The 26976-nt window shown below is 61.2% G+C and carries 28 protein-coding genes and 1 pseudogene; 14 read left to right on the forward strand and 15 right to left on the reverse strand.

Going from position 1 to position 26976, the window contains the following annotated elements; translation table 11 throughout:
• Nucleotides 1-11 precede the first annotated feature (11 nt).
• Complete coding sequence (locus H045_RS07460) at nt 12-227, forward strand: TOBE domain-containing protein (RefSeq protein ID WP_003173733.1); 216 nt, start codon at nt 12-14, stop codon at nt 225-227.
• A gap of 198 nt (nt 228-425) precedes the next feature.
• Here the strand turns inward: H045_RS07460 and H045_RS07465 are convergent, their stop codons facing one another.
• Nucleotides 426-1565: a MalY/PatB family protein gene (locus H045_RS07465; protein WP_003236627.1), complete on the reverse strand. Its 1140-nt coding sequence runs from the start codon at nt 1563-1565 to the stop codon at nt 426-428.
• Between the two features lie 169 nt (nt 1566-1734).
• Between H045_RS07465 and ggt the strand changes: the two genes are divergently transcribed.
• The gene (gene ggt / locus H045_RS07470) at nt 1735-3459 is read left to right on the forward strand and encodes a gamma-glutamyltransferase (protein ID WP_015371918.1); all 1725 of its coding nucleotides are present in this window, start codon (nt 1735-1737) and stop codon (nt 3457-3459) included.
• Between the two features lie 173 nt (nt 3460-3632).
• On the opposite strand, the gene H045_RS07475 is transcribed toward ggt, so the two are convergent.
• From H045_RS07475 to pnuC, 3 genes are all read right to left on the reverse strand, one after another.
• Nucleotides 3633-5156: an FAD-dependent oxidoreductase gene (locus H045_RS07475; RefSeq protein ID WP_015371919.1), complete on the reverse strand. Its 1524-nt coding sequence runs from the start codon at nt 5154-5156 to the stop codon at nt 3633-3635.
• Nucleotides 5157-5241: 85 nt separating this feature from the next.
• Complete coding sequence (locus H045_RS07480; protein ID WP_015371920.1) at nt 5242-5778, reverse strand: AAA family ATPase; 537 nt, start codon at nt 5776-5778, stop codon at nt 5242-5244.
• Nucleotides 5775-6338 (reverse strand): nicotinamide riboside transporter PnuC, encoded by a 564-nt coding sequence (pnuC, locus tag H045_RS07485; protein WP_003236634.1) that lies wholly within the window; start codon nt 6336-6338, stop codon nt 5775-5777. Before pnuC ends, H045_RS07480 begins: the two co-directional genes overlap by 4 nt.
• A gap of 306 nt (nt 6339-6644) precedes the next feature.
• Between pnuC and H045_RS07490 the strand changes: the two genes are divergently transcribed.
• Both H045_RS07490 and H045_RS07495 read left to right on the forward strand, forming a co-directional pair.
• Nucleotides 6645-7475 carry an undecaprenyl-diphosphate phosphatase gene (locus H045_RS07490; RefSeq protein ID WP_003236636.1) on the forward strand — a complete coding sequence of 277 codons (831 nt, stop codon included), beginning with the start codon at nt 6645-6647 and terminating at the stop codon, nt 7473-7475.
• Nucleotides 7472-7855, forward strand: a complete 384-nt coding sequence (locus H045_RS07495) for a DUF1294 domain-containing protein (RefSeq protein ID WP_015371921.1) — start codon at nt 7472-7474, stop codon at nt 7853-7855. Before H045_RS07490 ends, H045_RS07495 begins: the two co-directional genes overlap by 4 nt.
• Here the strand turns inward: H045_RS07495 and H045_RS07500 are convergent.
• Together H045_RS07500 and H045_RS07505 are read right to left on the reverse strand one after the other, a co-directional pair.
• Nucleotides 7844-8194 (reverse strand): MmcQ/YjbR family DNA-binding protein, encoded by a 351-nt coding sequence (locus H045_RS07500; RefSeq protein WP_015371922.1) that lies wholly within the window; start codon nt 8192-8194, stop codon nt 7844-7846. The two genes, H045_RS07495 and H045_RS07500, sit on opposite strands and share 12 nt — an antisense overlap.
• A gap of 2 nt (nt 8195-8196) precedes the next feature.
• Nucleotides 8197-9105 carry a LysR substrate-binding domain-containing protein gene (locus H045_RS07505; RefSeq protein ID WP_003236643.1) on the reverse strand — a complete coding sequence of 303 codons (909 nt, stop codon included), beginning with the start codon at nt 9103-9105 and terminating at the stop codon, nt 8197-8199.
• Nucleotides 9106-9231: 126 nt separating this feature from the next.
• On the opposite strand from H045_RS07505, the gene H045_RS07510 reads away from it, so the two are divergent.
• Both H045_RS07510 and H045_RS07515 read left to right on the forward strand, forming a co-directional pair.
• The gene (locus H045_RS07510) at nt 9232-9843 is read left to right on the forward strand and encodes an FMN-dependent NADH-azoreductase (RefSeq protein WP_003236646.1); all 612 of its coding nucleotides are present in this window, start codon (nt 9232-9234) and stop codon (nt 9841-9843) included.
• A 208-nt stretch (nt 9844-10051) separates the two neighbouring features.
• Nucleotides 10052-11089, forward strand: coding sequence for an alpha/beta hydrolase family protein (locus H045_RS07515; protein ID WP_041931460.1), 1038 nt, complete (start codon nt 10052-10054; stop codon nt 11087-11089).
• On the opposite strand, the gene H045_RS07520 is transcribed toward H045_RS07515, so the two are convergent.
• The 4 genes and pseudogenes from H045_RS07520 to H045_RS24390 all read right to left on the reverse strand — a co-directional run bounded on the left by H045_RS07520 (nt 11083) and on the right by H045_RS24390 (nt 14876).
• The gene (locus tag H045_RS07520; RefSeq protein ID WP_003236650.1) at nt 11083-12255 is read right to left on the reverse strand and encodes an MFS transporter; all 1173 of its coding nucleotides are present in this window, start codon (nt 12253-12255) and stop codon (nt 11083-11085) included. The genes H045_RS07515 and H045_RS07520 overlap by 7 nt on opposite strands.
• A gap of 268 nt (nt 12256-12523) precedes the next feature.
• Complete coding sequence (locus H045_RS07525) at nt 12524-14110, reverse strand: ABC-F family ATPase (RefSeq protein WP_003236651.1); 1587 nt, start codon at nt 14108-14110, stop codon at nt 12524-12526.
• 5 nt (nt 14111-14115) lie between these two features.
• Nucleotides 14116-14457 (reverse strand): annotated as a pseudogene (locus H045_RS25430) (site-specific integrase); the annotation flags it as partial.
• 209 nt (nt 14458-14666) lie between these two features.
• On the reverse strand, nt 14667-14876 hold the full coding sequence (locus H045_RS24390) for a DUF1654 domain-containing protein (RefSeq protein ID WP_370671349.1): 210 nt from the start codon (nt 14874-14876) through the stop codon (nt 14667-14669).
• An 869-nt stretch (nt 14877-15745) separates the two neighbouring features.
• Here H045_RS24390 and H045_RS07540 point away from each other — a divergent pair.
• Both H045_RS07540 and H045_RS24140 read left to right on the forward strand, forming a co-directional pair.
• A complete protein-coding gene (locus H045_RS07540; protein ID WP_015371924.1) occupies nt 15746-15988 on the forward strand; it encodes a hypothetical protein in 243 nt (80 codons plus the stop codon).
• 319 nt (nt 15989-16307) lie between these two features.
• Nucleotides 16308-16514 (forward strand): hypothetical protein, encoded by a 207-nt coding sequence (locus H045_RS24140; protein ID WP_015371925.1) that lies wholly within the window; start codon nt 16308-16310, stop codon nt 16512-16514.
• A 302-nt stretch (nt 16515-16816) separates the two neighbouring features.
• Here H045_RS24140 and H045_RS25975 read toward each other — a convergent pair whose 3' ends face one another.
• Nucleotides 16817-16966: a BstA C-terminal domain-containing protein gene (locus H045_RS25975; protein ID WP_477749763.1), complete on the reverse strand. Its 150-nt coding sequence runs from the start codon at nt 16964-16966 to the stop codon at nt 16817-16819.
• A gap of 336 nt (nt 16967-17302) precedes the next feature.
• On the opposite strand from H045_RS25975, the gene H045_RS07550 reads away from it, so the two are divergent.
• A complete protein-coding gene (locus H045_RS07550) occupies nt 17303-17506 on the forward strand; it encodes a hypothetical protein (protein ID WP_003236665.1) in 204 nt (67 codons plus the stop codon).
• Between the two features lie 46 nt (nt 17507-17552).
• On the opposite strand, the gene H045_RS07555 is transcribed toward H045_RS07550, so the two are convergent.
• Both H045_RS07555 and H045_RS07560 read right to left on the reverse strand, forming a co-directional pair.
• On the reverse strand, nt 17553-18794 hold the full coding sequence (locus H045_RS07555; RefSeq protein ID WP_003236666.1) for an MFS transporter: 1242 nt from the start codon (nt 18792-18794) through the stop codon (nt 17553-17555).
• Nucleotides 18795-19032: 238 nt separating this feature from the next.
• The gene (locus tag H045_RS07560) at nt 19033-19419 is read right to left on the reverse strand and encodes a TIGR03067 domain-containing protein (RefSeq protein ID WP_015371926.1); all 387 of its coding nucleotides are present in this window, start codon (nt 19417-19419) and stop codon (nt 19033-19035) included.
• Nucleotides 19420-19753: 334 nt separating this feature from the next.
• Between H045_RS07560 and H045_RS07565 the strand changes: the two genes are divergently transcribed.
• Both H045_RS07565 and lpxO read left to right on the forward strand, forming a co-directional pair.
• Nucleotides 19754-21034, forward strand: a complete 1281-nt coding sequence (locus H045_RS07565) for a GNVR domain-containing protein (protein WP_003234903.1) — start codon at nt 19754-19756, stop codon at nt 21032-21034.
• A gap of 252 nt (nt 21035-21286) precedes the next feature.
• Nucleotides 21287-22186 (forward strand): lipid A hydroxylase LpxO, encoded by a 900-nt coding sequence (gene lpxO / locus H045_RS07570; protein WP_015371927.1) that lies wholly within the window; start codon nt 21287-21289, stop codon nt 22184-22186.
• Nucleotides 22187-22420: 234 nt separating this feature from the next.
• Here lpxO and ku read toward each other — a convergent pair whose 3' ends face one another.
• Nucleotides 22421-23260, reverse strand: coding sequence for a non-homologous end joining protein Ku (gene ku, locus H045_RS07575; RefSeq protein WP_003234906.1), 840 nt, complete (start codon nt 23258-23260; stop codon nt 22421-22423).
• Nucleotides 23261-23443: 183 nt separating this feature from the next.
• Here ku and H045_RS07580 point away from each other — a divergent pair, with 183 nt between their 5' ends.
• Both H045_RS07580 and H045_RS07585 read left to right on the forward strand, forming a co-directional pair.
• Complete coding sequence (locus H045_RS07580; protein WP_032870814.1) at nt 23444-23758, forward strand: hypothetical protein; 315 nt, start codon at nt 23444-23446, stop codon at nt 23756-23758.
• Between the two features lie 13 nt (nt 23759-23771).
• Entirely contained in the window at nt 23772-24929 is a 1158-nt protein-coding gene (locus H045_RS07585) for a PQQ-dependent sugar dehydrogenase (RefSeq protein ID WP_003234910.1), read from the forward strand.
• Nucleotides 24930-24986: 57 nt separating this feature from the next.
• Here H045_RS07585 and H045_RS07590 read toward each other — a convergent pair whose 3' ends face one another.
• Entirely contained in the window at nt 24987-25466 is a 480-nt protein-coding gene (locus H045_RS07590; protein ID WP_003234912.1) for a nuclear transport factor 2 family protein, read from the reverse strand.
• Nucleotides 25467-25616: 150 nt separating this feature from the next.
• Between H045_RS07590 and pssA the strand changes: the two genes are divergently transcribed.
• Nucleotides 25617-26960, forward strand: a complete 1344-nt coding sequence (pssA, locus tag H045_RS07595; protein WP_015371928.1) for a CDP-diacylglycerol--serine O-phosphatidyltransferase — start codon at nt 25617-25619, stop codon at nt 26958-26960.
• The last annotated feature ends 16 nt before the right edge of the window (nt 26961-26976 follow it).

Below are 26976 nucleotides of genomic sequence, written 5' to 3' on the forward strand. Positions count from 1 at the left end.
GGAAAACCGACATGACCATTAAAGCGATCAACGTGCGCAACCAGTTCAAGGGCGTTATCAAGGAGATTCTGCTGGGGGAGGTGGTGTCTGAAATCGACGTGCAAACCGCGTCCGGCATCGTTACATCAGTGATCACCACCCGCTCGGTGCGCGATCTGGAATTGAAGGTAGGCAGCGAAGTGATTGCCTTCGTGAAGTCGACGGAAGTGTCCATCGCCAAATTGTGAGGGCCTGCATCCATTGACGCAGGCGTTCACATGCGCTGTGGCGAGCGGGCTTGCCCCGCGTTGGGGTGCGAAGCGCCCCCAATCCAGCAAAACGCGGTGTACCTGATACGGCTCAGCGTCTGGTTTTGGGGCTGCTGCGCAGCCCAACGCAGGACAAGCCTGCTCGCCACAGCAGGAGGTCGCAGAGGTCCGCGGGTTTTAGCGCAAGGCACGTTCCATACGCTGCAGGCCTTCCTCGAGCATCGACCGTGGGCAGCCGAAGTTCAGGCGCACGAACTGCTGGCTGTCATCGCCGAATTCGATGCCGGCGCTCAAGCCGACTTTGGCCTGTTCCAGAAAGAACCGTTGCGGGTCTTCCAGGCCAAGGGCGCTGCAATCCAGCCAGGCCAGGTAAGTGCCTTGTGGCGTGTGCATCTTCACGCCGGGCAAGCGCGTGTTCACCGCGTCGAGCAGGTAGTCGCGGTTGGCTTGCAGGTACTGCTTGAGCGCGTCCAGCCACTCGCCGCATTGGCTGTAGGCGGCGCGGGTGGCTTCCAGGCCCAGAGGGCTGACGCTGTCGACCATGCCGCAACGGGCGTTGTTGAAGTGTTCACGCACCTGGGCGTTCTGCACCACGGCGAAACAGGTTTTCAAGCCGGCCACGTTATAGGCCTTGCTCGCCGACATCAGGGTAATGGTGCGCTGCGCAATCTCGGGGCTGAGGCTGGCGGTGGGAATGTGGCGGCGGCCGTCGAAGCACAGCTCGGCGTGGATTTCATCGGAGATGATCAGTGCGCCGTTTTCCAGGCAGGCATTGGCCACGGCCAGCAGTTCTTCGCGGGGGAACACCTTGCCGATCGGGTTGTGCGGGTTGCTCAGCAGCAAGGCGCCGGCACCCTTGAGCGCCTCGCGCATGGCAGGCATGGGCGTGATGTATTCCCCGTCGACCAGCGCGAAGGGTATTTCGATACGCGGCAAATTCCAGTGCCCGGGGGCCAGGCGGATCGGCCGATAATTGGGGGTTTGCAGCACGACCGGCTGGCCCGGTTGCACGAACCCGTGCAGCGCCATGTTGAAGCCGGGTTCGACGCCGGGCAAAAACAGCAGCTCTTCAGGCTGGACGCGCCAGGCGTACTTGGCCCACAGGTCGGCGATGATCGCCTCGCGCACGTCCGGGCCGGCCACGCTGTAGCCGAGCACCTGCTGGTCGAGCCGTGCGTGCAGGGCTTGCAGTACGGCCGGTGGCGCGGCGATGTCCATATCGGCGATCCACATCGGCAAAACGTCGTGCGGGTAGCGGTTCCACTTGGTGCTGCCGGTGCCGAGGCGGGAGTGGATCGTATCGAAATCAAAGCTCATGGGCGGGCTCGTATCAGGGGGGGCGGACAAACAATGGCGGCGATTCTAGCGCAGGCGCGAGCACGCAGGTTCTATCCCCGACAGGTTCTGTACTAAAAACGCCACCGCGCTGGGGATCGGCGCCTGGAAGGGCTAATTTGGTGCATCTCAATCAGCCGAGTATCCATGGATGAACTACCAACCCTTCAGCCGCACCTTGATCGCCACCGCCCTCGTCTTGACCGTCAGCGCGGTGCAAGCCGCGTCCCAGGCTCCGGTCGGCGGTGAAAACGGCATGGTGGTCACGGCCCAGCATCTGGCCACCCATGTGGGCGTGGATGTCCTCAAGGCCGGTGGCAATGCGGTGGATGCGGCCGTTGCCGTCGGCTATGCGCTGGCGGTGGTGTACCCGGCGGCAGGCAACCTCGGCGGCGGCGGCTTCATGACCGTGCAACTGGCCGACGGGCGCAGGACCTTCCTTGATTTTCGCGAAAAAGCCCCGCTGGCGGCCACCGCCAACATGTACCTGGACAAGGACGGCAACGTCATTGATGGCCTGAGCGCCAAGGGCCATCTGGCCGTGGGCGTGCCTGGCACTGTGTCGGGCATGGAGCTGGCGTTGAGCAAGTACGGCACCCTCAAGCGCGCCCAGGTGATCGCTCCGGCGATAAAACTGGCGGAACACGGCTTTACCCTGGAGCAGGGTGACATCGACCTGCTGCACACCGCCACCGGCGAGTTCGAAAAGGACAAGGACCTGCGCGGCATCTTCCTGCACAACGGTCAACCGCTGCAGGTGGGGCAGAAACTGGTGCAAAAGGACCTGGCCAAGACCCTCAAGGAGATTTCCGCCAAGGGCGCCGACGGTTTCTACAAGGGCTGGGTGGCCAAGGCCGTGGTCGATTCCAGCCAGGCCGGGAAAGGCATCATCACCCAAGCTGATCTGGACAACTACAAAACCCGCGAACTGGCGCCCATCGAGTGCGATTACCGCGGTTACCACGTGGTTTCGGCGCCGCCGCCAAGCTCCGGGGGCGTGGTGATCTGCCAGATCATGAACATCCTCGAAGGCTACCCGATGGCCGAATTGGGCTATCACTCGGCCCAGGGCCTGCACTACCAGATCGAAGCGATGCGCCACGCATACGTGGACCGCAACAGCTACCTGGGCGATCCGGATTTTGTCAAAAACCCCATCGCCCACCTGCTGGACAAGGACTACGCCGCCAGGCTGCGCGCCGCCATCGAGCCGCAAAAGGCCGGAGACTCCCAGGCGATCAAGCCAGGTGTATCGCCCCACGAAGGCAATAACACCACCCACTATTCCATCGTCGATCAGTGGGGCAATGCGGTGTCCGTCACCTACACCCTCAACGACTGGTTCGGTGCCGGCGTCATGGCCAGTACTACCGGGGTCATTCTCAACGATGAAATGGACGACTTCACTGTCAAGGTGGGCGTGCCGAACATGTATGGCCTGGTGCAGGGCGAAGCGAATGCCATTGCTCCCGGCAAGGCGCCGTTGTCGTCGATGAGCCCGACCATCGTCACCAAGGACGGCAAGGCGGTGATGGTGGTCGGTACGCCGGGGGGCAGCCGGATCATCACGGCGACCTTGCTGACGATCCTGAATGTGATCGACTACAAGATGAACATCCAGGAGGCCGTGGACGCGCCGCGTTTCCATCAGCAGTGGATGCCGCCGGCCACCAACCTTGAGACCTTCGCGGTCAGCCCGGACACGCGCAAAATCCTTGAAAGCTGGGGCCACACGTTTGCCGGTCCGCAGGACGCCAACCACCTCGCCGCGATCCTGGTGGGCGCGCCGTCCCTGGAAGGTAAACCGGTAGGTAACAACCGCTTTTATGGCGCCAATGACCCGCGCCGCAATACCGGGCTGTCGCTGGGTTACTGAAGCGCGCCCCCCTTGGCCCAGCGTGGCTAACCCGGCGTCCTGCCGGGTTACCCACGATTGGGGCGTGTGAACGCGATCAAATGTGGGAGCTGGCTTGCCTGCGAAGGCGTCGGCCCAGCAAACATTGATGTTGCCTGGCCTACCACTTTTGCGGGCAAGCCCGTTCCCACAGGTCAGTGCCGGGTCTGCCGGATCAGTTCAAGCGCTTCGGACTTGCCCAGCGGTTGCCGCATGCGCCGGGAAAGACGCGCCATAGCCTGCTGATACTGGCAGGCGATCACGGCCTCGACCTGATCGTCGCGGCACAGCAGGGCAATAAAGGTGTGGCGTTGCAGGTCGCCTTCCAGGTACAGCCGGTTCCAGTGGTGCGCATGCCCGAGCACCTCGAAGGTCTTGCCGAAGTGGTAGGTCCAGAAGAACGGCACATCCCTGAACGACTGCGCATCGCCGAGCATGTTGCGCGCGGCCAGCACGCCCAGTTGCTGGGCCAGGCGCCAGTGTTCGATGCGCACCGGCTGCTGTTGCCAGGGGAAGGTGACGTTGTCGCCGGCGGCCCATAAGCCGGGTGCCAGTTGCAGGTGAGCGTCGGCGCTCAGTGAGTGGTCATCCGCAAGACTGACGCCGTGAACGAAGGCGCTGGCCGGCTTGACGCCGACGCCCATCAGCACCAGGTCGGCGGCCAGTCGCTTGCCGTTTTTGAGCAGCACGGTGCTGACGGCGCCATGGCCGTCGAAGCGCTCGGGCTCGATGTTGCTGTGGAAGATCACGCCGTTGTCTTCGTGCAGTTGGCGCAATGCCGCGCCGATGCGCCGGCCCAACTGCGCCGCCAGGGGTATCTCGTGGCGACTGACCACTTGCACCACCAGCCCGCGTTGGCGCAGGGCCGAGGCCGCTTCGAGGCCGATGAAACTGTCGCCGATAATCACCGCGCAGGCGGCTGACTGCGCGGCGTCGGCGATTCGCGCGGCATCATCACGACTGCGCAGCACGAACACATTGCTCAGCACCGCGCCAGGGATGTCCAGCGGTTGCGCGTCGCCGCCGCTGGCGACCAGCGCGGCGTCGTAGTCGAAGCGGCGCCCGTCTGCCAGCTCGATGCATTTGGCGGTGGCATCCAGGCGTTGGACTTCGCCATGAATGCCGATGCCGGCAAAGCTGTCGTCCTCCAGCAGCGGCGGGGTATCTACCGCCGCCATTTCGCCGCTGATCACGAATTTGCTCAAGGCTGTGCGGTCGTAGGCGGGATTCGCTTCGCGGTCGATCCACAGCAGGCGCCCGGCGAACCCTTCGCGCCTCAGGGTGGCCACGGCCGCCGTGCCCGCCGCGCCTGCGCCAATCACGGCGAAGCAGCGTGCATCAAGACGCGCAGCCGCCGGTTCAGGCGCGATGGGCTGGTCGCCGACACTGACCACCCCGGCATGCACCTGCACGGGGTATTGCCTGAGCCCGGCCAGCGCCGGCGGTTCCACGACGGCGCCGCTGTCCACGGCAAAGGCGGCTTTGTGCCAAGGGCAGATCAGGTGCCCGTTGCAGATCACGCCTTCTTCCAGCGGCGCGCCGGCGTGGGGGCAGTCGGCCTGGAAGGCGCGCACCTGGTCGCCAACACGCAGCAGCAACAGCGGGTGGGCCGCCGTTTGCACACGGACGGCACGGTTTTCGGGCAAATTGATCAGGCGGGCAACGATGCGCAGGTTCATGGGCCAATCTCCTTTAGAAGGTTGACTGGCGATGCGGCAGGCGGACTGCGTTGGCCCGATGGTCGGTAGGCGAAGAAGCGCGGGCCTAGGGGGGCGGCGGCTGATCCAGCAAGTGCTGGACGGCGGCAAACGCCTCGGCTCGGCGCTCTGCCCAGTGGCCGCGAATCACCAGGGCCGGCTGTCGATGCCGTTCGATCCAGTCCAGGCTGCTCTGGAAAAACGCACGACGGTCCGCCAGTGCCGGCTGGCAGCGCTGGCCGTCGGCAGTCCAGTCGACGTCTTCGGGGGACAGCAGCAGGTGCAGGTCGTAGTGACGGGCCAGCAGTTCCTGGTCCAGCCAGGCGGGGCAGTCACCGAACAGGGTCAGGCTCCACAGTTGGTTGGTCAGCAGGTGGGTGTCGAGGATCAGCAGGTGCGGCTGCCGCGCGCGAGCCGAGTCTTCCCAGGCCAGTTGGCCACGGGCGATGGCTGGTATGTCCGCGAAGGTGGTGTCGCGCTGGTGGTGGTCGATGAAGTGGCGCACGTATTCGCCCACCATCAGCCCGCCAAAGTGCGTGTGCAACTCCTTGGCGAGCCAGCTTTTACCGCTGGACTCAGGACCCGCCAACACCACCACTTTCATGGGCGCAACGCCGGGTCGGCGCGCCATTCACGCCAGCCTTGCACGGCAATCACGGTGAACAGTGCGTAGAGCGCGGCAGTGAGGTAGAGACCTTTGTAGAGAAACAGCCCGACGAAGATCACATCCACCGCTATCCATAGCGGCCAGCATTGCACGCGTTTCTGCGCCATCCACACCTGCGCCACCAGGCTGAAGCCGGTGAGGGCGGCATCCAGCCAGGGCTGCGCGGCGTCGGTCCAGTGGGCCATGGCGGCGCCAAGCATCAGGCTGCCAGCCGCGCCAACCGCAAGGCTGGCCAGGATCGCCGTGCCTTTGAGGCTGGTCACCTGGCGACCTTGGCTGACTTCGCCGGCACGGGTCCATTGCCACCAGCCGTAGACCTGCAGCGCGGCGTAGACCACTTGCAGCAGCATGTCGGAATAGAGTTTCACGTCGTAGAACACCCAGGTGTAGAGCAGCACCATGACCAGCCCAATGGGCCAGCACCAGGGGTTCTGCTTGACCGTCAGCCAGACAGCAATCACCCCCAGTGCGGCGGCGAACAATTCAAGCCCGGACATGGCGGTACCTTGGGAGCGTGGAAGAGGGCGGTGATTGTACCCAGAGGACACCGATCCACAAAACACAGCGACCGCAAACGGTTCATCGGCCTGTCACTGCGGGCTTTTTATAATTGCGGCTGTTGCATCGACATTTGCGGCGGGTCTGATAGGCTTTCGGCCCGTCAGCGCAAGACCTGGGTACTGTCTGATTTTTCACGGATTTTTTGCAGCCTGGCGTTGCGTGTCAGCGCCGGGTCGTGTCGTCAATGAACCACTTAAAAATAGAAACGAGGCGTGCCATCGCGCATGACCTTTGGGGGAAGTATGGATTTTTGGACTGCCATTCAGGCATTGATTCTCGGCATTGTGGAAGGGCTGACGGAGTTCCTGCCGATCTCCAGCACCGGTCACCAGATTATCGTCGCCGATCTGCTCGATTTCGGCGGTGAGCGGGCAATGGCGTTCAACATCATCATCCAGCTCGGCGCCATCCTCGCGGTGGTGTGGGAGTTCCGGCGCAAGATCCTTGACGTGGTCACCGGCCTGCCGACCCAGCGCAATGCCCAGCGCTTTACCGTCAACCTGCTCATTGCGTTCCTGCCGGCGGTGGTGCTGGGGGTGATTTTCGCCGACCTGATCCATCACTATCTGTTCAACCCGATTACCGTGGCCACCGCGCTGGTCATCGGCGGCATCATCATGCTGTGGGCCGAACGCCGTGAACATCAGGTGCACGCCGAAACCGTCGACGACATCACCTGGAAGGATGCGCTCAAGGTGGGGCTGGCCCAGTGCCTGGCGATGATTCCGGGCACTTCGCGTTCCGGCTCGACCATCATCGGCGGCCTGTTGTTCGGCCTGTCGCGCAAGACCGCCACCGAGTTCTCGTTCTTCCTGGCGATGCCGACCATGGTCGGCGCGGCAGTGTACTCGGGCTACAAATACCGCGACCTGTTCCAGCCGGCCGACCTGCCGGTGTTCGCCATCGGCTTCATCACCTCGTTCATCTTCGCGATGATTGCGGTCAAGGGCCTGCTCAAGTTCATCGCCAGCCACAGCTACGCGGCGTTTGCCTGGTATCGCATCGGCTTCGGCCTGCTGATCCTCGCGACCTGGCAGTTCGGCTGGATCGACTGGGCGGCAGCCAAGGCATGAGCCTCCAGTACCCACGCCTTAAAGCGCTGATTTTCGTGCTGCTGTGCGCGGCGCCGCTGCTGGGGTCGGTGCTGGTGTGGCAGCGCGGTGAAACCCTGCTGCCGTTGGCTGCCTATGGGGTGGTCAGTGTGATGGCGTTCTTTTTGTACTGGAGCGACAAGCGCAAGGCACAGACCGAAGGCCGGCGGATCCCGGAAAACATCCTGCACGCCGTGGAACTGGCGGGCGGGTGGCCGGGAGCGCTGATTGCCCAGCAGGTGTTCCGGCACAAGACGCGCAAGGTGTCTTATCAGGTGCTGTTCTGGGTGATCGTGCTGCTGCATCAGGTGTTTTGGCTTGACCAGTTGTTCCTGGGCGGCACGCTGTTGTCAGTGATCTAGCCATAAACCTGCTTGCGTGCGCTTGGGCAGCCTGCTCACCACCAACTGGTGGGAGCGCTGCAACAAGCCGCGCAGTTCCTGCGCGCCAAGCGGGTAGGGCACATTCATGATGATCCACTGTGCACGTGCCAGGTACGGCGCCGGGTGGATGCCGGGGCGGTCGACGTGACCGAGGAACAGGTCCTTGTCGACCTTGAATGCCAGCGAGTCACCGCGCAGGCCCTGCAGGGCGAACATCTTGTTGCCGGCAATCGAGAAGACGCGCACGCCGCCCCATTTGTAATCTTCCCGCGCGCCGGGCAGGCTCAGACAGAACTGCGCGACTTGCGCTTCGGTCATCGTCATAGCAAGCGGTCTCCACAGCCCTTGAAGCCTTCATCCAGGTAATCGATCCACGCGCGAATCGCCGGCAGCACGCCGCGCCGGTGCGGGTACACGGCCTGCAGCCAGCCGCCCGGTAACGACCATTGCGGCAGCAGTTGCACCAGGCGCCCGCTGGCCAGTTCCTCTTCGCAATACATCATCGGCAGCACGGTAAAGCCCAGACCCATGATGGCGCTGGCCTTGCGCACGATGAAGTCGTCAATGCCCAGGCGCGCCTCCATCACCAGGTCGTGGGCGTTGCCCTGTGGGTCGAGAATGCGTTGATGGACCATGCGGTCGGCCTCCAGTGCGCCGAGTATCGGCAGCTGCTTGAGGTCTTCGAGGGAGTTGACCCGACGCTCGTGCATGAAGCCGGGGCTGGCCACCAGCACGGTCTGGGCCTGGCGCAGGCGCTTGGTCACCAGCAACGGGTCTTCATCGCCCAGTTCGCGCACGCGCAGGGCCACGTCGATGCCTTCTGCCACCAGGTCGACGCGGCGGTTGACCAGGGTCATGTCCAGTTGCACCAGCGGGTACGCCGCGAGGAACCCGGCCACCAGTTCCGGCATCATGTGCTGGGCCATGCCCACTGGGCAGCTCACCCGCAGGCGGCCTCGGGGTTCGCTGGACATGCTGGCCACGGCCTCGTCGGCCATTTCCGCTTCCAGCAGCATCGCCTGGCAGTGGCGCAGGTAACGCTCGCCCACGGCGGTCAGCGTCAGTTGCCGGGTGGTGCGTTGCAGCAGGCGTGCGCTCAGGCGTTCTTCCAGCTCGGCGATGCGCCGCGACAGCCGCGACTTGGGGATTCCCAGCAGCCGGCCGGCCGCTGCAAAGCCGCCGGCTTCGACGACTTTGGCGAAGTAATAGAGGTCGTTGAGGTCTTGCATAGGGGCGCCCATTGTCCTGTCAGTGGGACAAACTATCGCATTGTAGCCGGCTTATCGGCTATTGGTTTCATGCGTAGCATCACCACCATCTGATCGCCACTGTCGATCCCACTACGGAGATCCACCATGAAACTGTTGCATATCGATTCCAGCATCCTCGGTGACAACTCGGCTTCCCGTCAGCTCAGCGCCGAAGTGGTCAAGGCCTGGCAAACCGCGCAGCCGGGTGTGGACGTGACGTACCGCGACTTGGCCAGTGATGCGATCAACCACTTCTCCGGCGCCACCCTGGGCGCACTGGGCACCGCCGCAGAACTGCGCGATGCCGCACAAAAGCACGAAGCCGAGCTGAGTGCCGTGTCGCTGGCTGAATTCCTCGCTGCCGATGCCGTGGTCGTGGGTGCGCCGATGTACAACTTCACCATCCCGACCCAGTTGAAAGCCTGGATCGACCGCATCGCGGTGGCCGGCCAGACATTCCGCTACAGCGAAACCGGCCCCGAAGGCCTGTGCGGCAACAAGAAAGTCATCATTGTGTCCACCGCCGGTGGCCTGCATGCGGGCCAGGCGTCCGGCGCCGCCCATGAAGGCTACCTGAAGCTGCTGTTCGGCTTCCTGGGCATCACCGATATCGACGTGGTGCGCGCCGAAGGCCTGGCCTACGGCGATGACGTGCGCAGCAAGGCCATGAGCGAGGCCAACCTGCTGATCAATGAGCAACTATTCGCCACTGCGTAAGGCTTGTGTAAAATTCGCCGCGCTCCGGTATCAATCCGAGACCCGGCGCTTAAACTCTGTATTCTGATCGCCTGAACGCGAGCGGAGTACGGAGTTTTTTCGTTTGCGCGCGGTCCTTTTAATGTGGCCCGGGTTATGCAAACAAGGGTTTACTACCCAGGGTTTCTCATTCGATGTTGGTTCTCACGCGGCACAGGTGGACATCCCCATGATGCGTCTATGTGCAGTAATGGTTCTTTCCCTGCTCGGTGGCCTGATTTCAGTGCAGGCCGCGCCGGTGTCGCTCCCCCATTGGAGTGTGGGTTTCCATCGCATGAGTTTTCTCGACCCGGTGGATCAGCAGCCGATGAAAGCCGTTGCGTTCTACCCCTCCACGGGTATGGAGCACACCACCCAGGTGGGCGCCTATACCGTCGGCGCCACAGAAGATTCCAAGATCGCCATCGGGCGTTTCCCGATGCTGATGCTGTCCCATGGCAACACCGGCACCCCGCTGGCGCTGCACGACCTGGCCACCTCGCTGGCGCGCAAGGGCTTTGTGGTGGTGGCGGTGCTGCATCCCGGCGACAACTACAAGGACCACAGCCGGCTGGGCACGGTGAGCAACCTGTACGGGCGACCAATCCAGATTTCCGAAGCGATCACTGCCACCCTGAGCGACCCAATGTTGGCGCCGTTCGTCGACGTCGAGCAGGTGGGGGTTATCGGCTATTCGGCGGGCGGCGAGACCGCGTTGATCCTCGCCGGGGCCAAGCCGGACTTCGATCGCCTGCGCCGCTATTGCCAGGAGCGCCCCGAAGACCGCGACGCCTGCACCACCAAAGGTGAACTGGTGGTGGACCGGGACGATTTGCAGCCCCATGCCGATGCACGCATTCATGCGCTGATGCTGATGGCGCCGCTGAGCCTGATGTTCGGTCGCCACACCCTGGCCGATGTGCATGTGCCGGTGCTGCTCTACAGCGGCGACGGCGACAAGCTGGTGGCCGTGGACAAGAACGCCGCTGCGCTCGCGCGCAAATTGCCCGAGCCGCCGGATTTCAAACTATTGGCCGGGGCCGGGCACTTTGTGTTCATGGCGCCGTGTGACAGCGATCAACTGGCGGCCATGCCGGCGGTGTGCACCGATGCCGACGGGGTTGACCGCGAGGGCATTCATCGCGACTTGATCTCCGAAGCCGGGCGCTTTTTCAGCCACACCCTGGGCCAGTCCAGCCGGGCCGGCTTGCAGACGGCGGATCAGTAAGCGCGACGTTTGAGCAGCAGGGTCACGCCCAGCGCGCTGACCGACAGCAGCGCTGCGCAGAAGAAGATCCAGCCATAACCCAGGTTCAGGGCGATGGCGCCCATCAACGGGCCGGCAATCGCCAGCGCCAGGTCAAAAAATACCGCATAGGCACTCAAGCCCGCACCCCGGCTGCTGTTGGGGACCTGCCTGATCGCCTCCACGCCCAGCGCCGGGTACACCAGCGACAGTCCAAAGCCGGTCAGCCCGGCACCGAGCAACGCCACGCCGGTCGTTGGTGCGAGCCACAGCAGGATCAGGCCCAGGGTTTCGATGAACATGCAGGCGATGGCGGCGCGAAAACCGCCAAAACGGCTGATGGCGGAAATGAACAGCAGGCGCGACAGGATAAAACACACCCCAAACACGCTGAGGCAGTACGCCGCACCGGCCCAGCCGCGATTGAGGTAGTACAGCGTAATGAAGGTGGTCAGCGTGCCGTAGCCAATCGAGGCGAGGCACAGGCTGGCGCCAAACGGCGCGATGCGCCCGAATACCGCCAGGAACGGCAGCCGCTCGCCGCGCACTACCGGCACCGAAGGTTTATTGCGGATCAACACCAGCCCGAGTGCCGCCAGCACTGATAGCGCAAGGCCCAGGCTGACATAGCCATAGTGCGCAACCATCACCACCCCCAGCGGTGCGCCAATGGCAATGGCGCCGTAGGAGGCAATGCCATTCCAGGAAATCGAGCGCGCGGTGTGTTCGGCACCGACGGCGCCCATGCACCAACTGATGGTGCCCACCCCGATCAGGCCCTGGGCCACGCCCAGCAGCAGGCGCGAGGCAATCAGAATGCCCAGGCTCAAGGTCGGCAGGCTCTGCGCCAGCGTGGCAAAAAACGTCAGTACACCGCTGATCAGAATGCCGGCCAAGCCCAGCACGATCGCGCGTTTGGTGCCCACGTTGTCCGATACGCGCCCGGCAAAGGGGCGGCTAAGCAGAGTGGCCAGATATTGCGCAGCAATGGTGACCCCGGCCACCATCGCGCTGAAGCCCAGTTGCTCGTGCACATAGCTCGGGATCACCGCAATCGGCAGGCCGATGCAGATAAAGGCGATGAAGGTGTAGAAGACTATGGAGACGATCTGCAGGGTGATCGACAAGGAGGAGGGGGTGGCAGACATGGCAACTCATTCGCGGGCGGGCGGTGGTTGCATCATGGCAAGGGCGTGCGGGAAATGAAAGCAGGCTAACTACTTCGACTGAAGCCTGCCTCATTGAATGAGCTTGTATCGTGGCGAGCAGGCTTGTCCTGCGCTGGGCTGCGCAGCGGCGCCCAATCAAAAACACCGCGTTCTGCCTGGCAGAATGCGGTGTCTGGTTTTAGGGCTGCTGCGCAGCCCAAACGCAGGGCAAGCCTGCTCGCCACAGAGGGCCCGGCAGGTTCGCTGCTTAGAACACCACGCCCTGGCTGCGCAGGTAATCGTCATAGGTGCCGCTGAAGTCGATCACGCCGCTGGCGCTCAGCTCGATGATGCGGGTGGCCAGGGACGAGACGAACTCACGGTCGTGACTGACGAAAATCAACGTGCCCGGGTAGTTCTCCAGCGCCAGGTTCAGCGCCTCGATGGATTCCATGTCTAAGTGGTTGGTCGGTTCGTCCATGATCAGCACGTTGGGTTTTTGCAGGATCAGCTTGCCGAACAGCATGCGACCCTGCTCACCACCGGAGATCACCTTGACCGACTTGAGGATCTCGTCGTTGGAGAACAGCATGCGGCCCAGGGTGCCGCGGATCACTTGCTCGCCCTGGGTCCACTGGCCCATCCAGTCGAACAGGCTCATGTCGGTTTCAAAGTCGTGGGCGTGGTCCTGGGCGTAGTAACCCAGCTCAGCGGCGTCGGTCCACTTGACGGAACCGGCATCCGGGGTCAATTCGCCCACCAGTGTGCGCAGCAGGGTGGTCTTGCCGATGCCGTTCGGGCCGATGATCGCCACGCGTTCGCCGGCTTCAACCTGGAAGTTGAAGTCCTTGAACAGCGTCTTGCCGTCGAAGCCTTTGGCCATGCGATCGACCATGACGGCCTGACGGTGCAGCTTCTTGGTCTGTTCGAAACGGATGAACGGGCTCACACGGCTCGACGGCTTGACCTCGGCCAGCTGGATCTTGTCGATCGCCTTGGCGCGGGAGGTGGCCTGCTTGGCCTTCGAGGCGTTGGCCGAGAAGCGGCTGACGAAGGATTGCAGTTCGGAGATCTGCGCTTTCTTCTTGGCGTTGTCCGACAGCAGCTGCTCGCGGGACTGGGTCGCCACGGTCATGTACTCATCGTAGTTGCCCGGGAACAGGCGCAGCTCGCCGTAGTCCAGGTCAGCCATGTGGGTGCACACGCTGTTCAGGAAGTGACGGTCGTGAGAGATGATGATCATCAGGCTGGAGCGCTGGGTCAGGATGTTTTCCAGCCAGCGGATGGTGTTGATGTCCAGGTGGTTGGTCGGTTCGTCGAGCAACAGTACTTCCGGGTCGGAGAACAGTGCCTGGGCCAGCAATACACGCAGCTTCCAGCCCGGGGACACTTCGCTCATCGGGCCGAAATGCTGTTCCAGGGGAATGCCCAGGCCCAACAGCAATTCACCGGCACGGGATTCGGCGGTGTAGCCGTCCATCTCGGCGAATTCGGTTTCCAGCTCGGCCACGGCCATGCCATCGTCTTCGCTCATTTCCGGCAGCGAATAGATACGGTCGCGCTCGGCCTTGACCTTCCACAGCTCCTCGTGGCCCATGATCACGGTGTCGATCACGTTGAATTCTTCGTAGGCGAACTGATCCTGGCGCAGTTTACCCAGGCGCACATTCGGCTCCAGCATGACCTGTCCGCCGGACGGATCGAGGTCGCCACCGAGGATTTTCATGAAGGTCGACTTGCCGCAACCGTTGGCACCGATCAGACCATACCGGTTGCCGGCGCCGAACTTGACCGAGACATTCTCGAAGAGCGGCTTGGCGCCGAACTGCATGGTGATGTTAGCTGTGGAGATCAATTACTTTACCTATCAATAGCTTGGGGTGCGCTTATTTGAGCTGGGACCAATTTGGGACCAATCTGGAGCTTTTCCATTTCGCTCCAGTCCGAGCTTGAGTTGATCCAACGCGCATAAGTCGAGAGCAGCATCTGCACACTATGGCCGAGCTGCTGGGAGATGAAGGCGGGGTTCATGCCAGACATAATGCATATTGTCGCATAGGTGTGACGACAGTTGTATGGCGGCCGACGGCGGATGTTCAGAGCTGTCAGCGTCGGCACTCGCTGCTCGTGTAGGTCAAAGGTGTGTTTCACGTACTCCGCATTCTTTGAGGGCGCAAAAATGAAAGGCGTTTCCAGCACCTTGTCGTTGATGTGTACCCGTTTCCGGACGAGCATGAGATGTACCGCGTGTTTTCCGATGTGGCTGTACCCCTCCCGCAGATGGCTGATAGATGGCAGCCGCTAATCAGCTCTCGGAAAAAGTCGGTAGCACCAGGTCTACATCCCAAACCCCGCTCTCCGTCCCGCTTGAAGACCTTGGTTCCAGTCGATTCCCTTATCGGGGGCTGGGATCATTTCGCTGATCCCGTGCTACCTGGCGGCTTCACCCGTCGTGTGGTCAGGCCCTGAAGCCCTTCGCAGTATTTTCGCCCACCGATCCTGACGGTGCCGTCATGCAAATGTTCGATCCTCACGCCAGCGGTGTCGACGATGTCTTGGATCACCTGTCGCCATGCCTCTGGGCTTTCGTCGTCTCTCCTGGTTACTTCGACCAACTGAATCCTCTGTACTTGAGGAGAGGTGATCAAGCCCTGCAGGCGGCGGCCAACAAGCTCGCAGGATTTTTATGCATAAATGCATATTATGGATGGGCAAGCGTCTGGATGCATAGAAAAGTAGGCACAGAACATCAAAAATCAATTCAAAAAAATATATTTTTGTTCAGCAAAGAGACAGGATTTGCCATTGCAACAAAATATTTCTTCGCTAGCTTGAAATATGGGCCACCTAGCCCCTGTCGCAATAATGCCGAATAGTGGCGTTGCGATATTAAATTATTCGGGCAGTGTTTTGGTCCGTCTAATAGGAGAGCAACAATGAAAATTGTAACCGGCGTAATTGCTATAAGCGTAGCGTTCGCAGCGTGCTCATCAGTTTATGCTTCTCAAATCAAAACCCCTATTGCCCAAGAAGCCAATACTCACGTAATCACTGGTTCACCACCGCTACTGCAACTAGCGGGGAATGGTGGATCGGGTGGTAATGGTGGCGCTGGAGGAAGTAACGGCGGCCAGGGCGGGGCGGGCGGAGCCGGTGGTGCTGGCGGTAGTGATGGTAACGGCAGCGGCAACGGTAACGGCAGCGGTAATGGCAACGGTACCGGCAACGGGAATGGAAACGGCGGGGGGGTAGGTGGAAGCGGTGGTGATGGAGGAAATGGGGGTGGAGGTGGCGATGGCGGCGGCGGTGGCGATTGAAACCTGATCTTTAACCTTCGAGGATTATCCCATGAAGAAGTTGATCATCTTTCCACTGTGTAGCTTGTGCGCTGTTCTACTGGCATATTCGAATGCCGCAGCGGCTTTTGAAGCCTCGACCATCAAAATGCCTCACTCAGCGACGACTGTTGCTGCCAGTGATACGCCCATTAATGGGAATTCAAGTTCCGCCGCCAAAGGTGGGCACGGTGGCAAAGGCGGAAATGGTGGCGCCGGTGGAGCCGGTGGTGCTGGAGGCAGTGGGTCCCAACCCGGCAAGGGAGGCTCTGGCGGCAAGGGTGGGGCGGCTGGCCCTGGCGGTACACCTGGTGCCGACGGTGCCCCGGGCGCTGATGGTGCACGGGTTCCAAGCGATCCGCCTGATAAAAAATCAAGCACCTAACTACTCGCAATAAATAGTTGGAAGGGAGGATCGACTCTCTTCCAACTTATTTGTGATTGAAAAAGGTGGTGTTATGCGCAAACTCTTTGTTGTTTCCTCTATATTTTTTGTAGGAGTGCTGAGCGCAGGTTCTGCGTCGGCAAGTTGGCTGCCGTCGAAAAAAATCAGTTGTAACCAGAATATCTACAGTTGCCTTGAGGCAAGCCTGGACAGCGCCAGCGCCGGTGCAAATGGAGGGCCTGGTCAGAATGGTGGCGCGGGTGCCGCAGGCAGCCCTGGGCAAAATGGAGGACGCGGAGGTGACGGAGGTGCCGGAGTAAACGGCGGTCCAGGTGGAAACGGTGGCGCCGGCGGAGCGGGTGGCGCAGGTGCATCTGGCGGAGATGGTGGAAACGGTGGAGCTGGAAGCGGCGGTTCTTCAGGTGGTAATGGCGGCGATGGCGGAGCAGGAGGCGATGGAGGAAATGGCGGGAACGGCGGGAACGGCGGTGATGGTGGTGACGGATAAAACGCCTTCACCAGGACTCGTGGCCCGATAGCTCGTCAGAGCGGAAACAAAAAGCCCGGCGCTGGTCCGGGCTTTCAATCAAGAGCAGGTTCCGCCCTTATGGTGCGACCCTGTTCCACCTGTTGGATGAGTGCCTTTGGGGCATGCCGAGGCGGAAAAGGAAGCAATCGAAATCAGGGCTACCAGGCTAATCACAGCGAATTTCTTCATAAAGCCTCCATGCACTGCGTAATGCAGTATCAGGGCATCGGCATGTTGAGATGCTACTTGAATCAAAAAGCCCGGCACTGGGCTGGGCTCCCGAAAACCGATATCGTCACGCCGATATCGGTCCTAAAACTTCTCAAGGAGTGCTGGCAAGTACTTAACAGCCGTTGCATCCCGTTCCTGAAAGTAGTCTAGGCAACGCGTTGGCATCCATACGCCATAGAAATAAGCTCGGAGCTCGCCAAGAAGTTCGTTTGGATAAAGGCGCGCCTGCACGACTCGGCCATCTACGGGGGCACAAAGCTACTACGCCGGCGATCACCCCAGCTATCGGCGGTAGCAGTGACGATGCTGGCGGGTTGTGCGACATCACCCAAGTTTCTTTGTTGAGCCTGGCCCCGTTAACCTTGGGACGGGTCTTGCGGAGTCCGGTCTTTGTGCTGGAGCAGCGATCAGAACCATCAGCGCGAACCTCAAGCCCGGCGCTGAAAGTTAGTTTCATATCAGTATCGATAATGGCCTGGTGCCACCGTTCGTCGGCTCGGCAGTAGTACCGCTGAACGATTTTCGCAGATTCGCGCTCTATGTCCGCGGACATTATCAGGTGCAAAAATGCAACGATCACTGCGGCGCTCTGCGGTAAAAACCTGGGCGCAGATCTACTCCCAAGTTGTAAACGAACAGAATATTGAGGACAAATATTTCAAATTGCTGAGGACGGCCGATGATATGGAGAGCAACGGCCTCATCGATGGGAGAGAGTGGAGGAAGCTTGTGCGCAAAGCCGGCGAATTCCTCGCAAGCACCGCAGAATAAGTCAGCGGGTGAGCGCTGCCCGGCTTTCCCCACCTTCCAGTAACGTTCAAGCGACCGTCGCAGCCCCCGCAAACGTCGGTTTTTTTGCCAACGTCTCCGGCACGGCCAGCCACACCAGCGCCAGCGCCACGGCGGCGACGCCGGCCAGGGTCAGGAAGGCGGCGTTGTAGCCCGCCTGCTGCACCACGAAACCGGCCAGGCTGCTGCTGAGCGCCGCCCCCAGACCAAACACCGTCGAGATCGCACCCAGGCTGACATTGAAGCGCCCGGTCCCCTGGGTCAGGTCCTTGACGATCACCGGGAACAGCGCGCCGAAAATGCCTGCGCCAATGCCGTCCAGCAATTGCACGGTCACCAGCCAGTACGGGTCGCCGGAGAGGGTATAGAGCACGCCGCGCAGCGGCAGAATAATGAAACCGGCCAGCAGCAACGGTTTGCGTCCCCACACATCCGCCTTGGCGCCCACCAGCCAGGCCACCGGCACCATCACCAATTGCGCAGCGACGATGCAGGCCGAAGTCAGCGGCGTAGCCATCTGCAGGTTGATCTGCGAGAGCTTCTGGCTGACCAGCGGCAGCATGGCTGCATTGGCCAGGTGGAACAGGGCGCAGCAAATGGCGAACAGCAGCAGCGGGCGGTTGGACAGCAATACCTTAACGCCGGAGGGTTGTTCGTCGTCGGTGTGATGCGCAGGGTCGAAGCCGCGTGCGACGTCGTGGTCAATAGCCGCGGCAGGAACGCAGCTGACGGCCACAAGGCTGGCGACCGCCATGAAGGCCATCAGGTAAAACACCACGACCGGGCCGAACAGGTAAGCCAGGCCTCCGGCCAACAGCGCGGCTACGGCATTCCCGGCATGGTTGAAGGTTTCGTTGCGCCCGGTACGCCTGGTAAAGGCCTTGGGCCCGGTAATACCCAGGGAAATCGCTGAAATCGCCGGGGCAAATACGGACGCCGCCACGGCGCTGGCGGCCTGGGTGAGCGCCACCAGGCTGAAATTGCTGACGAACGGCAGTATCAGGCAACTGGCTGTCACGAGGATCGCGGCAATGGCGATGACTGCGCGCTTGCTGCGGGTTCGATCGAGCAGCGCGCCCGCCGGCCCCTGTGTCATCAGCCCGGCGATGCCCGCCAGGGTCATCACCACGCCAATACTGGCCGGGTCCCATTTATGCACGGCGAGCAGGTAGATGGCCAGGTACGGCCCGAGGCCGTCACGCACATCCGCCAGGAAGAAGTTCAGGCTGTCCAGGGACAGGTTGGTGCGCAGGTCGGAGTGTCGGGCCACGGCAAGATCTTCGAAAGCGGCGTCCAGGGGGGCTGGACACTCGTTGGGTTAATGACCTGAGCCAGTGAAGATTAGTTTCGTGATCACTCGGCCTTTATAGCAGCCTTATTGCGCAGGCAAAAAAAAGCCCGCGAGGAGAGGCGGGCAAGTGATTCACTGGAGTAGGTAGGCCTCACCCTATAGGTCGTGAAGTGAAGGCTTTGTGAAAATCCTGTCGTGAATTCGGATGCTGTGGTGATCAGGATCTGCGCACAAAAGTGCGCATGGTTTGCCCTGGCCCGGTGCTGAATGAGGCAGGACGCGGCTGGCCCGCATCCGCAGCAATAAACGCGAAGGTGTCGCCATCAAGGCGATAGCTGGCGGGAAGCGGCTTACCGGCGTCATCGCCGATGGCGTCAACCCAGGTAATGCTTTTGGGGCGCTGGCTGCTGTCCAGCGTGAATCGCCCAGCCAACAAGACCTCGCCATCAACGGTGACCACCTCAAAGCGATCTGCGGCGATTGTGGTAATTGCACCGGGTGCGCTGTGGGCATCCGCAGGGTTGAGCACGCCACTGTCTTCGAGCGAGGTCTGCTCCCAGGTGCCCTGGAGGGCGTGGTAATCCGGGTCGGTGAGGGTCTGCATATAAGGTCCTTTTAATTTTCCCTTTGTCGGCAACTATTTATCGATCTTTTTACTACGCTTGTGATTAGAATAATCCTACGTCGTGTGTGTCTTTGCTAACGTCTATTTAAATACGACGGAAAGAAACTACGGCGGCATGGGATTTTTCTTCTAGACCCGGTGGTCAGACCTCAATTGGCGAGCCTTGTTATCGGCGTCAGGGCGTTGTCTCTGATGGGTATTCGAGGTCTTCGTGATGGCTCTTTGATATTGGCTTTAAGGTGCATACATTTTGAATCGAACTTCCCCACCCAATACTTCCCCCGCGTCAGATGAAATTGACCTGTTTGAATTGATGCATGCTGTTTGGCGGCAGAAAAAGCTGGTATTGGGTTGTGCGCTGCTAACGGGCGTACTCGGGGCAGGTTATGCGTTTCTGGCGCCTAAAACCTACGAAGTCAGCAGCGTTCTGCGCCCGGCCGCCATTAACGAGCTGGATGCGCTGAACCGCTCCGAGGTCTACAAGCTGCCGCCGGCGGATGCGTTGGCCAAAGTCGGCGCGCAATTGGATTCCTACGAAGCGCGGCTTGGCTTCTTTCGCTCCCACGAGCAGTTGTTTACCGCCTTTCAAAAGCCGGGGCAGAGCCTTGAGCAAAGTTTTGAGGACTTCAACCGCAACTCGGTCAACCTGATCCTGCCGGACCCCAAGAAGTCCGACTCCTTGAGCAGCTACATCCGTCTGGAGTTGCAATATCCCGCCGATGTGGATGGCGTGGCCATTCTCAACGGGTTTGTCGACTACGCCATTGCCTCCGAGCGTGAGCAGGTGGGCGCCGACCTCAAGGTAATCGTCAATAACCGCCTGAACGAGCTGAAGGGCAAGATCGACGCGGCGCGTGCCAATTATGAGACCGAGAAAGAATCCAAGATTGCCAAGCTGCTGGAGGATGACCGCCTCAAGCGTGCCCGGTTGCAGGATGAGCTGAGCGCCTTGCGCCTGCAGATGAAAATGGAACGTACCAATCGCCTGGCCGAACTGGCTGAGGCGATCTCGATTGCCAAGTCCATGGGCATCAAGACGCCGACCACGCCTTCCTCCATGGCTGACGCCACCCGAAGCGGTTCGAGCCAGGTGATGCGTACCGAGGTCAATAACCAGCAGATTCCCTTGTATTTCCTCGGTACCGAGGCCCTTGAGGCCGAGCGCACGGCGCTGCAGCAACGCACCAGTGACGACTTCACCAACCCGCGGATTGCCCAGATTGGCAAGGAGCTGCAGTTGCTCGAGGCCAACCGCGAGGTCGAAGTGCTGCGCAAGCGTGGCAACGAGGACATTTTCCTGCAGGACGTAGAGCCGTTGCGTGCCGAGGTCGCCAGGTTGCGCAATCTGAACATCGACATGAGCAACCTGAAGTTGGTCACGGTTGACCGCCGCGCCCAGGAACCACTGGCGCCGATCAAGCCGAAAAAAGCCATCATTCTGGCGGTGAGCCTGATCGCAGGTTTGGTCATCGGCACGCTGATCGCGCTGATCCGTCACCTGATCAGCTCGCGCAATCAGCCTGTGCCTTATTCGTCGCTTGAAGATGGACGCTTCGCCCGTCGCGAGCGCAAAGACGACGAGCCGGCGGCTTAACGCGCAGGGCCTGCCGCGTGGCAGGCCCTGACTTCTTCGCAGCACACTTCGTCGACGCTTTTTCACAATTCTTGGTTAACCTTTGGTTACAAAGTGTGGCTAAATAACGGCCAATGGCCGTAAAGCGGTTTGCCATCAAATCGCTGACTATCGCCTGTCTGTAAATTGTGAAATCAGATGCTGCTATCCAATCCTCGGCCGTCGTGGGCGCGCAGGAGCAGCCTGTTCTCTACTGACTTGTGACGAAATCCCTTGAAGCTCATCATTGTTGTTCTCTACGTCGTCTCCATTGCGTATGTCCACCTGCGCGGTCGGGTGCGGCACAAGTTGGGTCGCCAATTGAGTGATCACTCTACGTTCCTGGCGCCGATCAACTGCTTTCTCTATCTTTTTTCCAGGCTGCCGAGTCGGCCGTACCTGTCGCCCAGTGACTTTCCGGACCTGAGCCCGTTGCAGGAGCACTGGGAGGAAATCCGCCAGGAAGGTCAGAACCTGATGCGTGCGGGGGAGATCAAGCGGTCGGACCAATACAACGATGTGGGTTTCAACTCATTCTTCAAGTCCGGCTGGAAGCGCTTCTACCTGAAGTGGTACGGCGACAGCCATCCGTCGGCGATGAAGCTGTGTCCGCGCACTACCGAGCTGGTGCAGAGCATCGGCTCGATCAAGGCGGCGATGTTCGCCGAATTACCGCCGGGCTCCAAGCTGGTGCGCCATCGTGATCCGTACGCCGGTTCCTATCGTTACCACTTGGGGCTGGATACGCCCAACGATCCGGGCTGCTATATCAATGTGGATGGCGAGAGTTATTACTGGCGTGATGGCGAGCCGGTGATGTTCGACGAGACCTACATTCACTACGCGCAAAACACCACCCAGCACAACCGCATCATCCTGTTCTGCGATATCGAGCGGCCGATGAAGTACCGCTGGGCGGCGGCATTCAATCGCTGGTTCAGCCGCAATGTGATGGCGGCGGCGGGCTCGCCCAATGATGCTGGCGACAAGACCGGCGCGCTGAACCGAGCGTTTACGCGCCTGTACACGATCCGCCTGCGCGGTAAAGAGCTGAAAAAGCGCAACCGTACGCGGTATTACCTGGAGAAGTGGGCAATATTCGCTGCGCTGGCGGCTGTTTTCCTGTTGATCTGACGCGGCGCCAAGCTTCGACGCCTTGGCGAGCGGGATTGCCCCAATGCCGTTCAGTTAAACGTAGAGTCTCTGTGGGAATCGCGATGGCGTCGGCCCAGCCAGCATTGATGTTGACTGACCCACCGCTTTCGCGGGCAAGCCCGCTCCCACATTTGATCTGCATCGCTTTTGCGTCGGCTTGACTCAACGGCACTGTGCCAAGCCTGTTTGCCCCAGGGTGCCAAGGATAGTGACTCAGGACGCTTTTTTACCGGATTTCTTCGCCGCCGGTTTTTTTGCCGCAGGCTTGCCCGCCAGGCTGCGTTTGAGCAACTCGGTCAGGTCGATCACATCGGCGGACTTGCGCTCTTCAACGCCCTCAGCGCTCTCCACATCTTCGATCTTGCCCGCCTTGGCCTTCTTCTCCACCAGCGCCATGATCTTCTCCTGAAAGCTGTCGCGATACTCCTCCGGCTTCCAGTCCGCGCTCATGTCTTCCACCAGCCGCTTGGCCATGTCCAGTTCGCCCTTGGCCAGGCTCGGCTTGATGACATCGCTGCCCAGCTCCAGCTCGTCCAGGCTGCGCACCTCGGCAGGCCAGCGCAGCATCACCAGCACCAGCGCAGAATCGAGCGCCATCAGCGCTGCCAGGTGCTGCTTGGTGTGCAACACCACATTGGCCAGGGCGACCTTGCCGGTTTTTTTCAGCGTCTCGCGCAGCAAGGCGTAGACCTTGCCGCCGCGTTTATCGGGGGCGAGGAAGTAGGGCGTGTCGATATTCTGCAGAGGGATCTGATCGCTGGCGACAAACGCGATGATTTCAATCGTCTGGGTGGACTTGGGATGGGCCGAGCGGATTTCGTCTTCGCTCAGCACGACATAACGGCCCTTCTCGTAAGCCACGCCCTTGACGATATGTTCCTTGGTGACTTCCTTGCCGGTGGTCTTGTTGATGCGCTTGTAGCCCACCGGGTCCATGCTGCGCTTGTCCAGCCAGTCGAAATCGACGCCCTGTGAGGAGGTCGCCGAGACCAGTGACACCGGAATGTGGACCAGGCCGAAACTGATGGCGCCTTTCCAGATTGACCTTGGCATGGGGGTAGCTCCTTATGCGTTGACAGTCTTCTCGTGACTCGCCGGATCCGGCAAAAGTTTCGCCGCGCGGATGTGCGGACAGATCGTGTTACACCTGATGAGGAAGTATTTAGTGTCGAAATACGAACCCGGGGCGTAGCGTGTTATCGAAAGCAGGTACCACTCGCTCAGAGAGGCTTTGTCATGAACACTTGTGTGCGTCACCTTGCAGCGCTCGCGTTGGGCCTTACGGTTGTTTCCATGGCCCAGGCGCAGAACCTGCCCGGCAACAGCAACACCAACCAGGGGCCGATTCATCGGGCCAACCCCAACAGCATGCAGGGCACCCAGCCCAATGCGCCGGCCATCCGTGGCAACCCGACCGGCCCCATCACGCCTGCGCCGACCCTGGAGAACCGCGGTATCGGCAACCGATATCCCCAGCGCGAAGCCGCGCCCAGCCGGCCTTCGACCGAAACCAAAGCCCCCACCTATGACGCCAACGGCAATCGTCGCTAAGGATCCGTGTCTTATGTCTCTACGCAAAACGTTGCTGGCTGCGCTGTGCGCATCCACTTTTGTCCCCGTCGCGGCGGTATACGCCGCCGATCAGCAACAGTTTCCCAGCGAACAGGGCAGCATCACCGCCACGCCCGTCGCCAGGGGGCTCGATCATCCTTGGGCAGTGGCATTCTTGCCGGACAAGCAAGGTTTCCTGGTGACCGAGCGTCCTGGCCATCTGCGGTTTGTCAGCCCCGAAGGCAAGCTTTCGGCGCCTCTGAGCGGCGTGCCCGAGGTCTGGGCCAAGGGGCAGGGCGGTTTGCTCGATGTGGTGCTCTCGCCGGATTTCAAGCAGGACCGCATGGTGTACCTGTCCTATGCCGAAGGCGGCGGCAAGGGTGGCACGGCCGGCACTGCGGTAGGGCGCGGGCGCCTGTCGGAAGACTTGAGCGGGTTGAAAGACTTCAAGGTGATCCTGCGTCAGGAGCCCAAGCTGTCCACCGGCAATCACTTTGGCTCGCGGCTGGCGTTCGACCGGGCCGGTTATCTGTTCGTGACCCTTGGCGAAAACAACGACCGGCCCACCGCCCAGGACCTCGACAAGTTGCAGGGCAAGGTGGTGCGGATCTTCCCTGACGGCCGCGTACCCGACGATAACCCGTTCGTGGGCCAGCCCGGCGTGCGTCCGGAGATTTGGTCCTATGGCCAGCGCAACCCGCAGGGTCTGGCACTGAACCCCTGGAGCGGCACGATCTGGGAAAACGAACACGGGCCGCGTGGCGGTGATGAAATCAACATTATCGAGCGTGGCAAGAACTACGGCTGGCCGCTGGCGACCCACGGTATCGATTATTCGATGACGCCGATCCCCGAGGCCAAGGGCAAGACAGTGGAGGGCACGGTGGCGCCGCACCATGTGTGGGAAAAATCGCCAGGCATCAGCGGCATGGCCTTCTATGACGCAGACCGCTTCAAGCCATGGCAACACAACGTGTTCATTGGCGCGCTGGCCACCCAGGAGCTGATCCGCCTGCAGTTCGACGGCGACAAGGTGGTGCATGAGGAACGCCTGCTCGGCCAATTGAAAGCGCGAATCCGCGACGTGCGCCAAGGGCCCGATGGCTACCTGTACGTGTTGACCGATGAAGCCAATGGCATGTTGTATCGCGTCGGTTTGAACGAGGACTGACTGATTCGATCACAGCCAACCGTGGAGGGGTGCTGCCCCTTCCACCCTTTACGAGCGCTACAGACCCAGCTCGGACAGCCCCGGATGATCATCCGGGCGCCTGCCCAGCGGCCAGTGGAACTTGCGTTCGCTTTCCTTGATCGGCAGGTCGTTGATGCAGGCAAATCGATTAGCCATCAAGCCGTTTTCATCGAACTCCCAGTTCTCATTCCCGTAGGAGCGGAACCAGTTGCCCGAATCGTCGTGCCATTCATAGGCATAACGCACGGCGATGCGGTTACCGGTGAACGCCCACAGCTCCTTGATCAGCCGATAGTCGAGTTCCCTGGCCCATTTACGCGCAAGGAACTGCCTGGCGTCTTCCCGGTTGCAGGCGAATTCGGTACGGTTGCGCCACTTGGTGTCCAGGGTATAGGCCAGCGACACCCGCTGTGGGTCGCGCGAGTTCCAGCCATCTTCGGCCAGGCGTACTTTTTCGATGGCCGACTCGCGGGTAAACGGCGGCAGCGGTGGGCGGGTTTCAGGTGTGGATGACATCGGCAACTCCTCAGGATAGAACGTCGCCCCTCGCGGCGGCGACGGATTGACGGGTGTGTGACGGCAACGATGATAGCGCGGCTTTCGAGACCTCGGCAGCCTCATGGTGTAAGCTCGGGGCCTCTTCGGATTCGACCCATTGCGAGCCTTATGCCGTCGTTCTTCAAACGCTCCCTGTTGCCCAAACTGCGCGGTTTTCCGCTCTCCACCGATGCGATCCAGGTGCTATCCGGCGCAGCGGCCTTTCGGCACTGCCTGCTGGAAAAAATCCCCCAGGCCACCCGCCGCATCTACATCGTCGCGCTGTACCTGCAGCAGGATGAAGCCGGGCAGGAGATCTACGACGCGCTGCACGCCGCCAAAGCCGCGCGGCCCGAGCTTGAGATCGTGGTGGTGGTCGACTCGCTGCGAGCCCAGCGCGGCTTGATCGGCGCCGGCAAGCAGCCGGGCAACAGCGCCTGGTACCAGGCCATGACCCAATCCCATGCCAGTGAAGTGCCGGTGTACGGCGTGCCGGTGCAGACCCGCGAGCTGTTCGGCGTGCTGCACCTCAAGGGCTTCGTGATCGACGACAGCGTGCTCTACAGCGGCGCCAGCCTGAACAACGTTTACCTGCACAAGTTCGACAGGTACCGCTTTGACCGTTATCACCTGATTCACAGCCAACCACTGGCCGACTCCATGCAGCACCTGGTGGAGCATGGCCTGGTTGCCTCCCGTGCCGTGCACCGGTTGGACCTGCCGAACCCGCCGACCACCCGCAGCCTGCGCAACGACATCGGCGACCTGCGCAGCCGTCTCAAGCACGCCGCGTATGACACCACGGCCGGGCAGTTGCCCAACGGTCACCTGTCGGTCTGCCCGTTATTGGGGGTGGGCAAAAACAACCCCTTGAGCCGGGTGATCCTCGAATTGATCGCCAGCGCCCAGCAGCAGCTCACCATCTGCACGCCCTACTTCAACCTGCCGCTGCCGGTGACCCGCGAAATCAACCGGGCCCTGGCGCGTGGGGTGAAGATCGACATCATTGTCGGCGACAAGACCGCCAACGATTTCTACATCCCGCCCAGCGAGCCATTCAAAGTGATTGCAGCGCTGCCGTACCTGTATGAAATCAGCCTGCGCCGTTTCGCCAAGCGCCATCAGCCGATGATCGACAGCGGCCAGTTGAACCTGCACCTGTGGCACCACGGCGACAACAGCTACCACCTCAAGGGCATGTGGGTGGACGAGCGCTACACCTTGCTCACCGGCAACAACCTCAACCCAAGGGCATTTCGCCTCGACCTTGAGAACGCGCTGTTGATCGACGATCCGCAAGGCGAATGGCTGGCGCCGCGCGCGCAGGAGCTGGCGCAGATTTTCCAGCACACCACGCGTATCGGTGGTTATCAGCACCTGCAGACGCTGGTGGATTATCCGGCGGCCGTTGGCAAGTTCCTGCGCCGTGTCAGCCGGGTGCGCATCGAGCGGTTGCTTTACCGAATCCTGTAAATCGATCGGTAAAAAA

Origin of the sequence: Pseudomonas poae RE*1-1-14 (genome assembly GCF_000336465.1) — a bacterium.
In the GTDB taxonomy this organism is placed as follows: Bacteria; Pseudomonadota; Gammaproteobacteria; order Pseudomonadales; family Pseudomonadaceae; genus Aquipseudomonas; species Aquipseudomonas poae.

Bases quoted from the DNA above. Each gene is read 5' to 3' on its own strand.
- ggt (WP_015371918.1), top strand. From the start codon at position 1,735: ATGAACTACCAACCCTTCAGCCGCACCTTGATCGCCACCGCCCTCGTC.
- H045_RS07550 (WP_003236665.1), top strand. From the start codon at position 17,303: ATGCAACGATCACTGCGGCGCTCTGCGGTAAAAACCTGGGCGCAGATC.
- H045_RS07510 (WP_003236646.1), top strand. From the start codon at position 9,232: ATGAAACTGTTGCATATCGATTCCAGCATCCTCGGTGACAACTCGGCT.
- H045_RS07585 (WP_003234910.1), top strand. From the start codon at position 23,772: ATGTCTCTACGCAAAACGTTGCTGGCTGCGCTGTGCGCATCCACTTTT.
- H045_RS07505 (WP_003236643.1), bottom strand. From the start codon at position 9,105: ATGCAAGACCTCAACGACCTCTATTACTTCGCCAAAGTCGTCGAAGCC.
- H045_RS07500 (WP_015371922.1), bottom strand. From the start codon at position 8,194: ATGACCGAAGCGCAAGTCGCGCAGTTCTGTCTGAGCCTGCCCGGCGCG.
- H045_RS07515 (WP_041931460.1), top strand. From the start codon at position 10,052: ATGATGCGTCTATGTGCAGTAATGGTTCTTTCCCTGCTCGGTGGCCTG.
- ku (WP_003234906.1), bottom strand. From the start codon at position 23,260: ATGCCAAGGTCAATCTGGAAAGGCGCCATCAGTTTCGGCCTGGTCCAC.
- H045_RS07560 (WP_015371926.1), bottom strand. From the start codon at position 19,419: ATGCAGACCCTCACCGACCCGGATTACCACGCCCTCCAGGGCACCTGG.
- H045_RS07580 (WP_032870814.1), top strand. From the start codon at position 23,444: ATGAACACTTGTGTGCGTCACCTTGCAGCGCTCGCGTTGGGCCTTACG.
- H045_RS07460 (WP_003173733.1), top strand. From the start codon at position 12: ATGACCATTAAAGCGATCAACGTGCGCAACCAGTTCAAGGGCGTTATC.
- H045_RS07540 (WP_015371924.1), top strand. From the start codon at position 15,746: ATGGGAATTCAAGTTCCGCCGCCAAAGGTGGGCACGGTGGCAAAGGCG.
- pnuC (WP_003236634.1), bottom strand. From the start codon at position 6,338: ATGTCCGGGCTTGAATTGTTCGCCGCCGCACTGGGGGTGATTGCTGTC.
- H045_RS07465 (WP_003236627.1), bottom strand. From the start codon at position 1,565: ATGAGCTTTGATTTCGATACGATCCACTCCCGCCTCGGCACCGGCAGC.
- H045_RS07590 (WP_003234912.1), bottom strand. From the start codon at position 25,466: ATGTCATCCACACCTGAAACCCGCCCACCGCTGCCGCCGTTTACCCGC.
- H045_RS07495 (WP_015371921.1), top strand. From the start codon at position 7,472: ATGAGCCTCCAGTACCCACGCCTTAAAGCGCTGATTTTCGTGCTGCTG.
- H045_RS07475 (WP_015371919.1), bottom strand. From the start codon at position 5,156: ATGAACCTGCGCATCGTTGCCCGCCTGATCAATTTGCCCGAAAACCGT.
- H045_RS07565 (WP_003234903.1), top strand. From the start codon at position 19,754: ATGCATGCTGTTTGGCGGCAGAAAAAGCTGGTATTGGGTTGTGCGCTG.
- pssA (WP_015371928.1), top strand. From the start codon at position 25,617: ATGCCGTCGTTCTTCAAACGCTCCCTGTTGCCCAAACTGCGCGGTTTT.
- H045_RS07480 (WP_015371920.1), bottom strand. From the start codon at position 5,778: ATGAAAGTGGTGGTGTTGGCGGGTCCTGAGTCCAGCGGTAAAAGCTGG.
- H045_RS07520 (WP_003236650.1), bottom strand. From the start codon at position 12,255: ATGTCTGCCACCCCCTCCTCCTTGTCGATCACCCTGCAGATCGTCTCC.
- H045_RS07490 (WP_003236636.1), top strand. From the start codon at position 6,645: ATGGATTTTTGGACTGCCATTCAGGCATTGATTCTCGGCATTGTGGAA.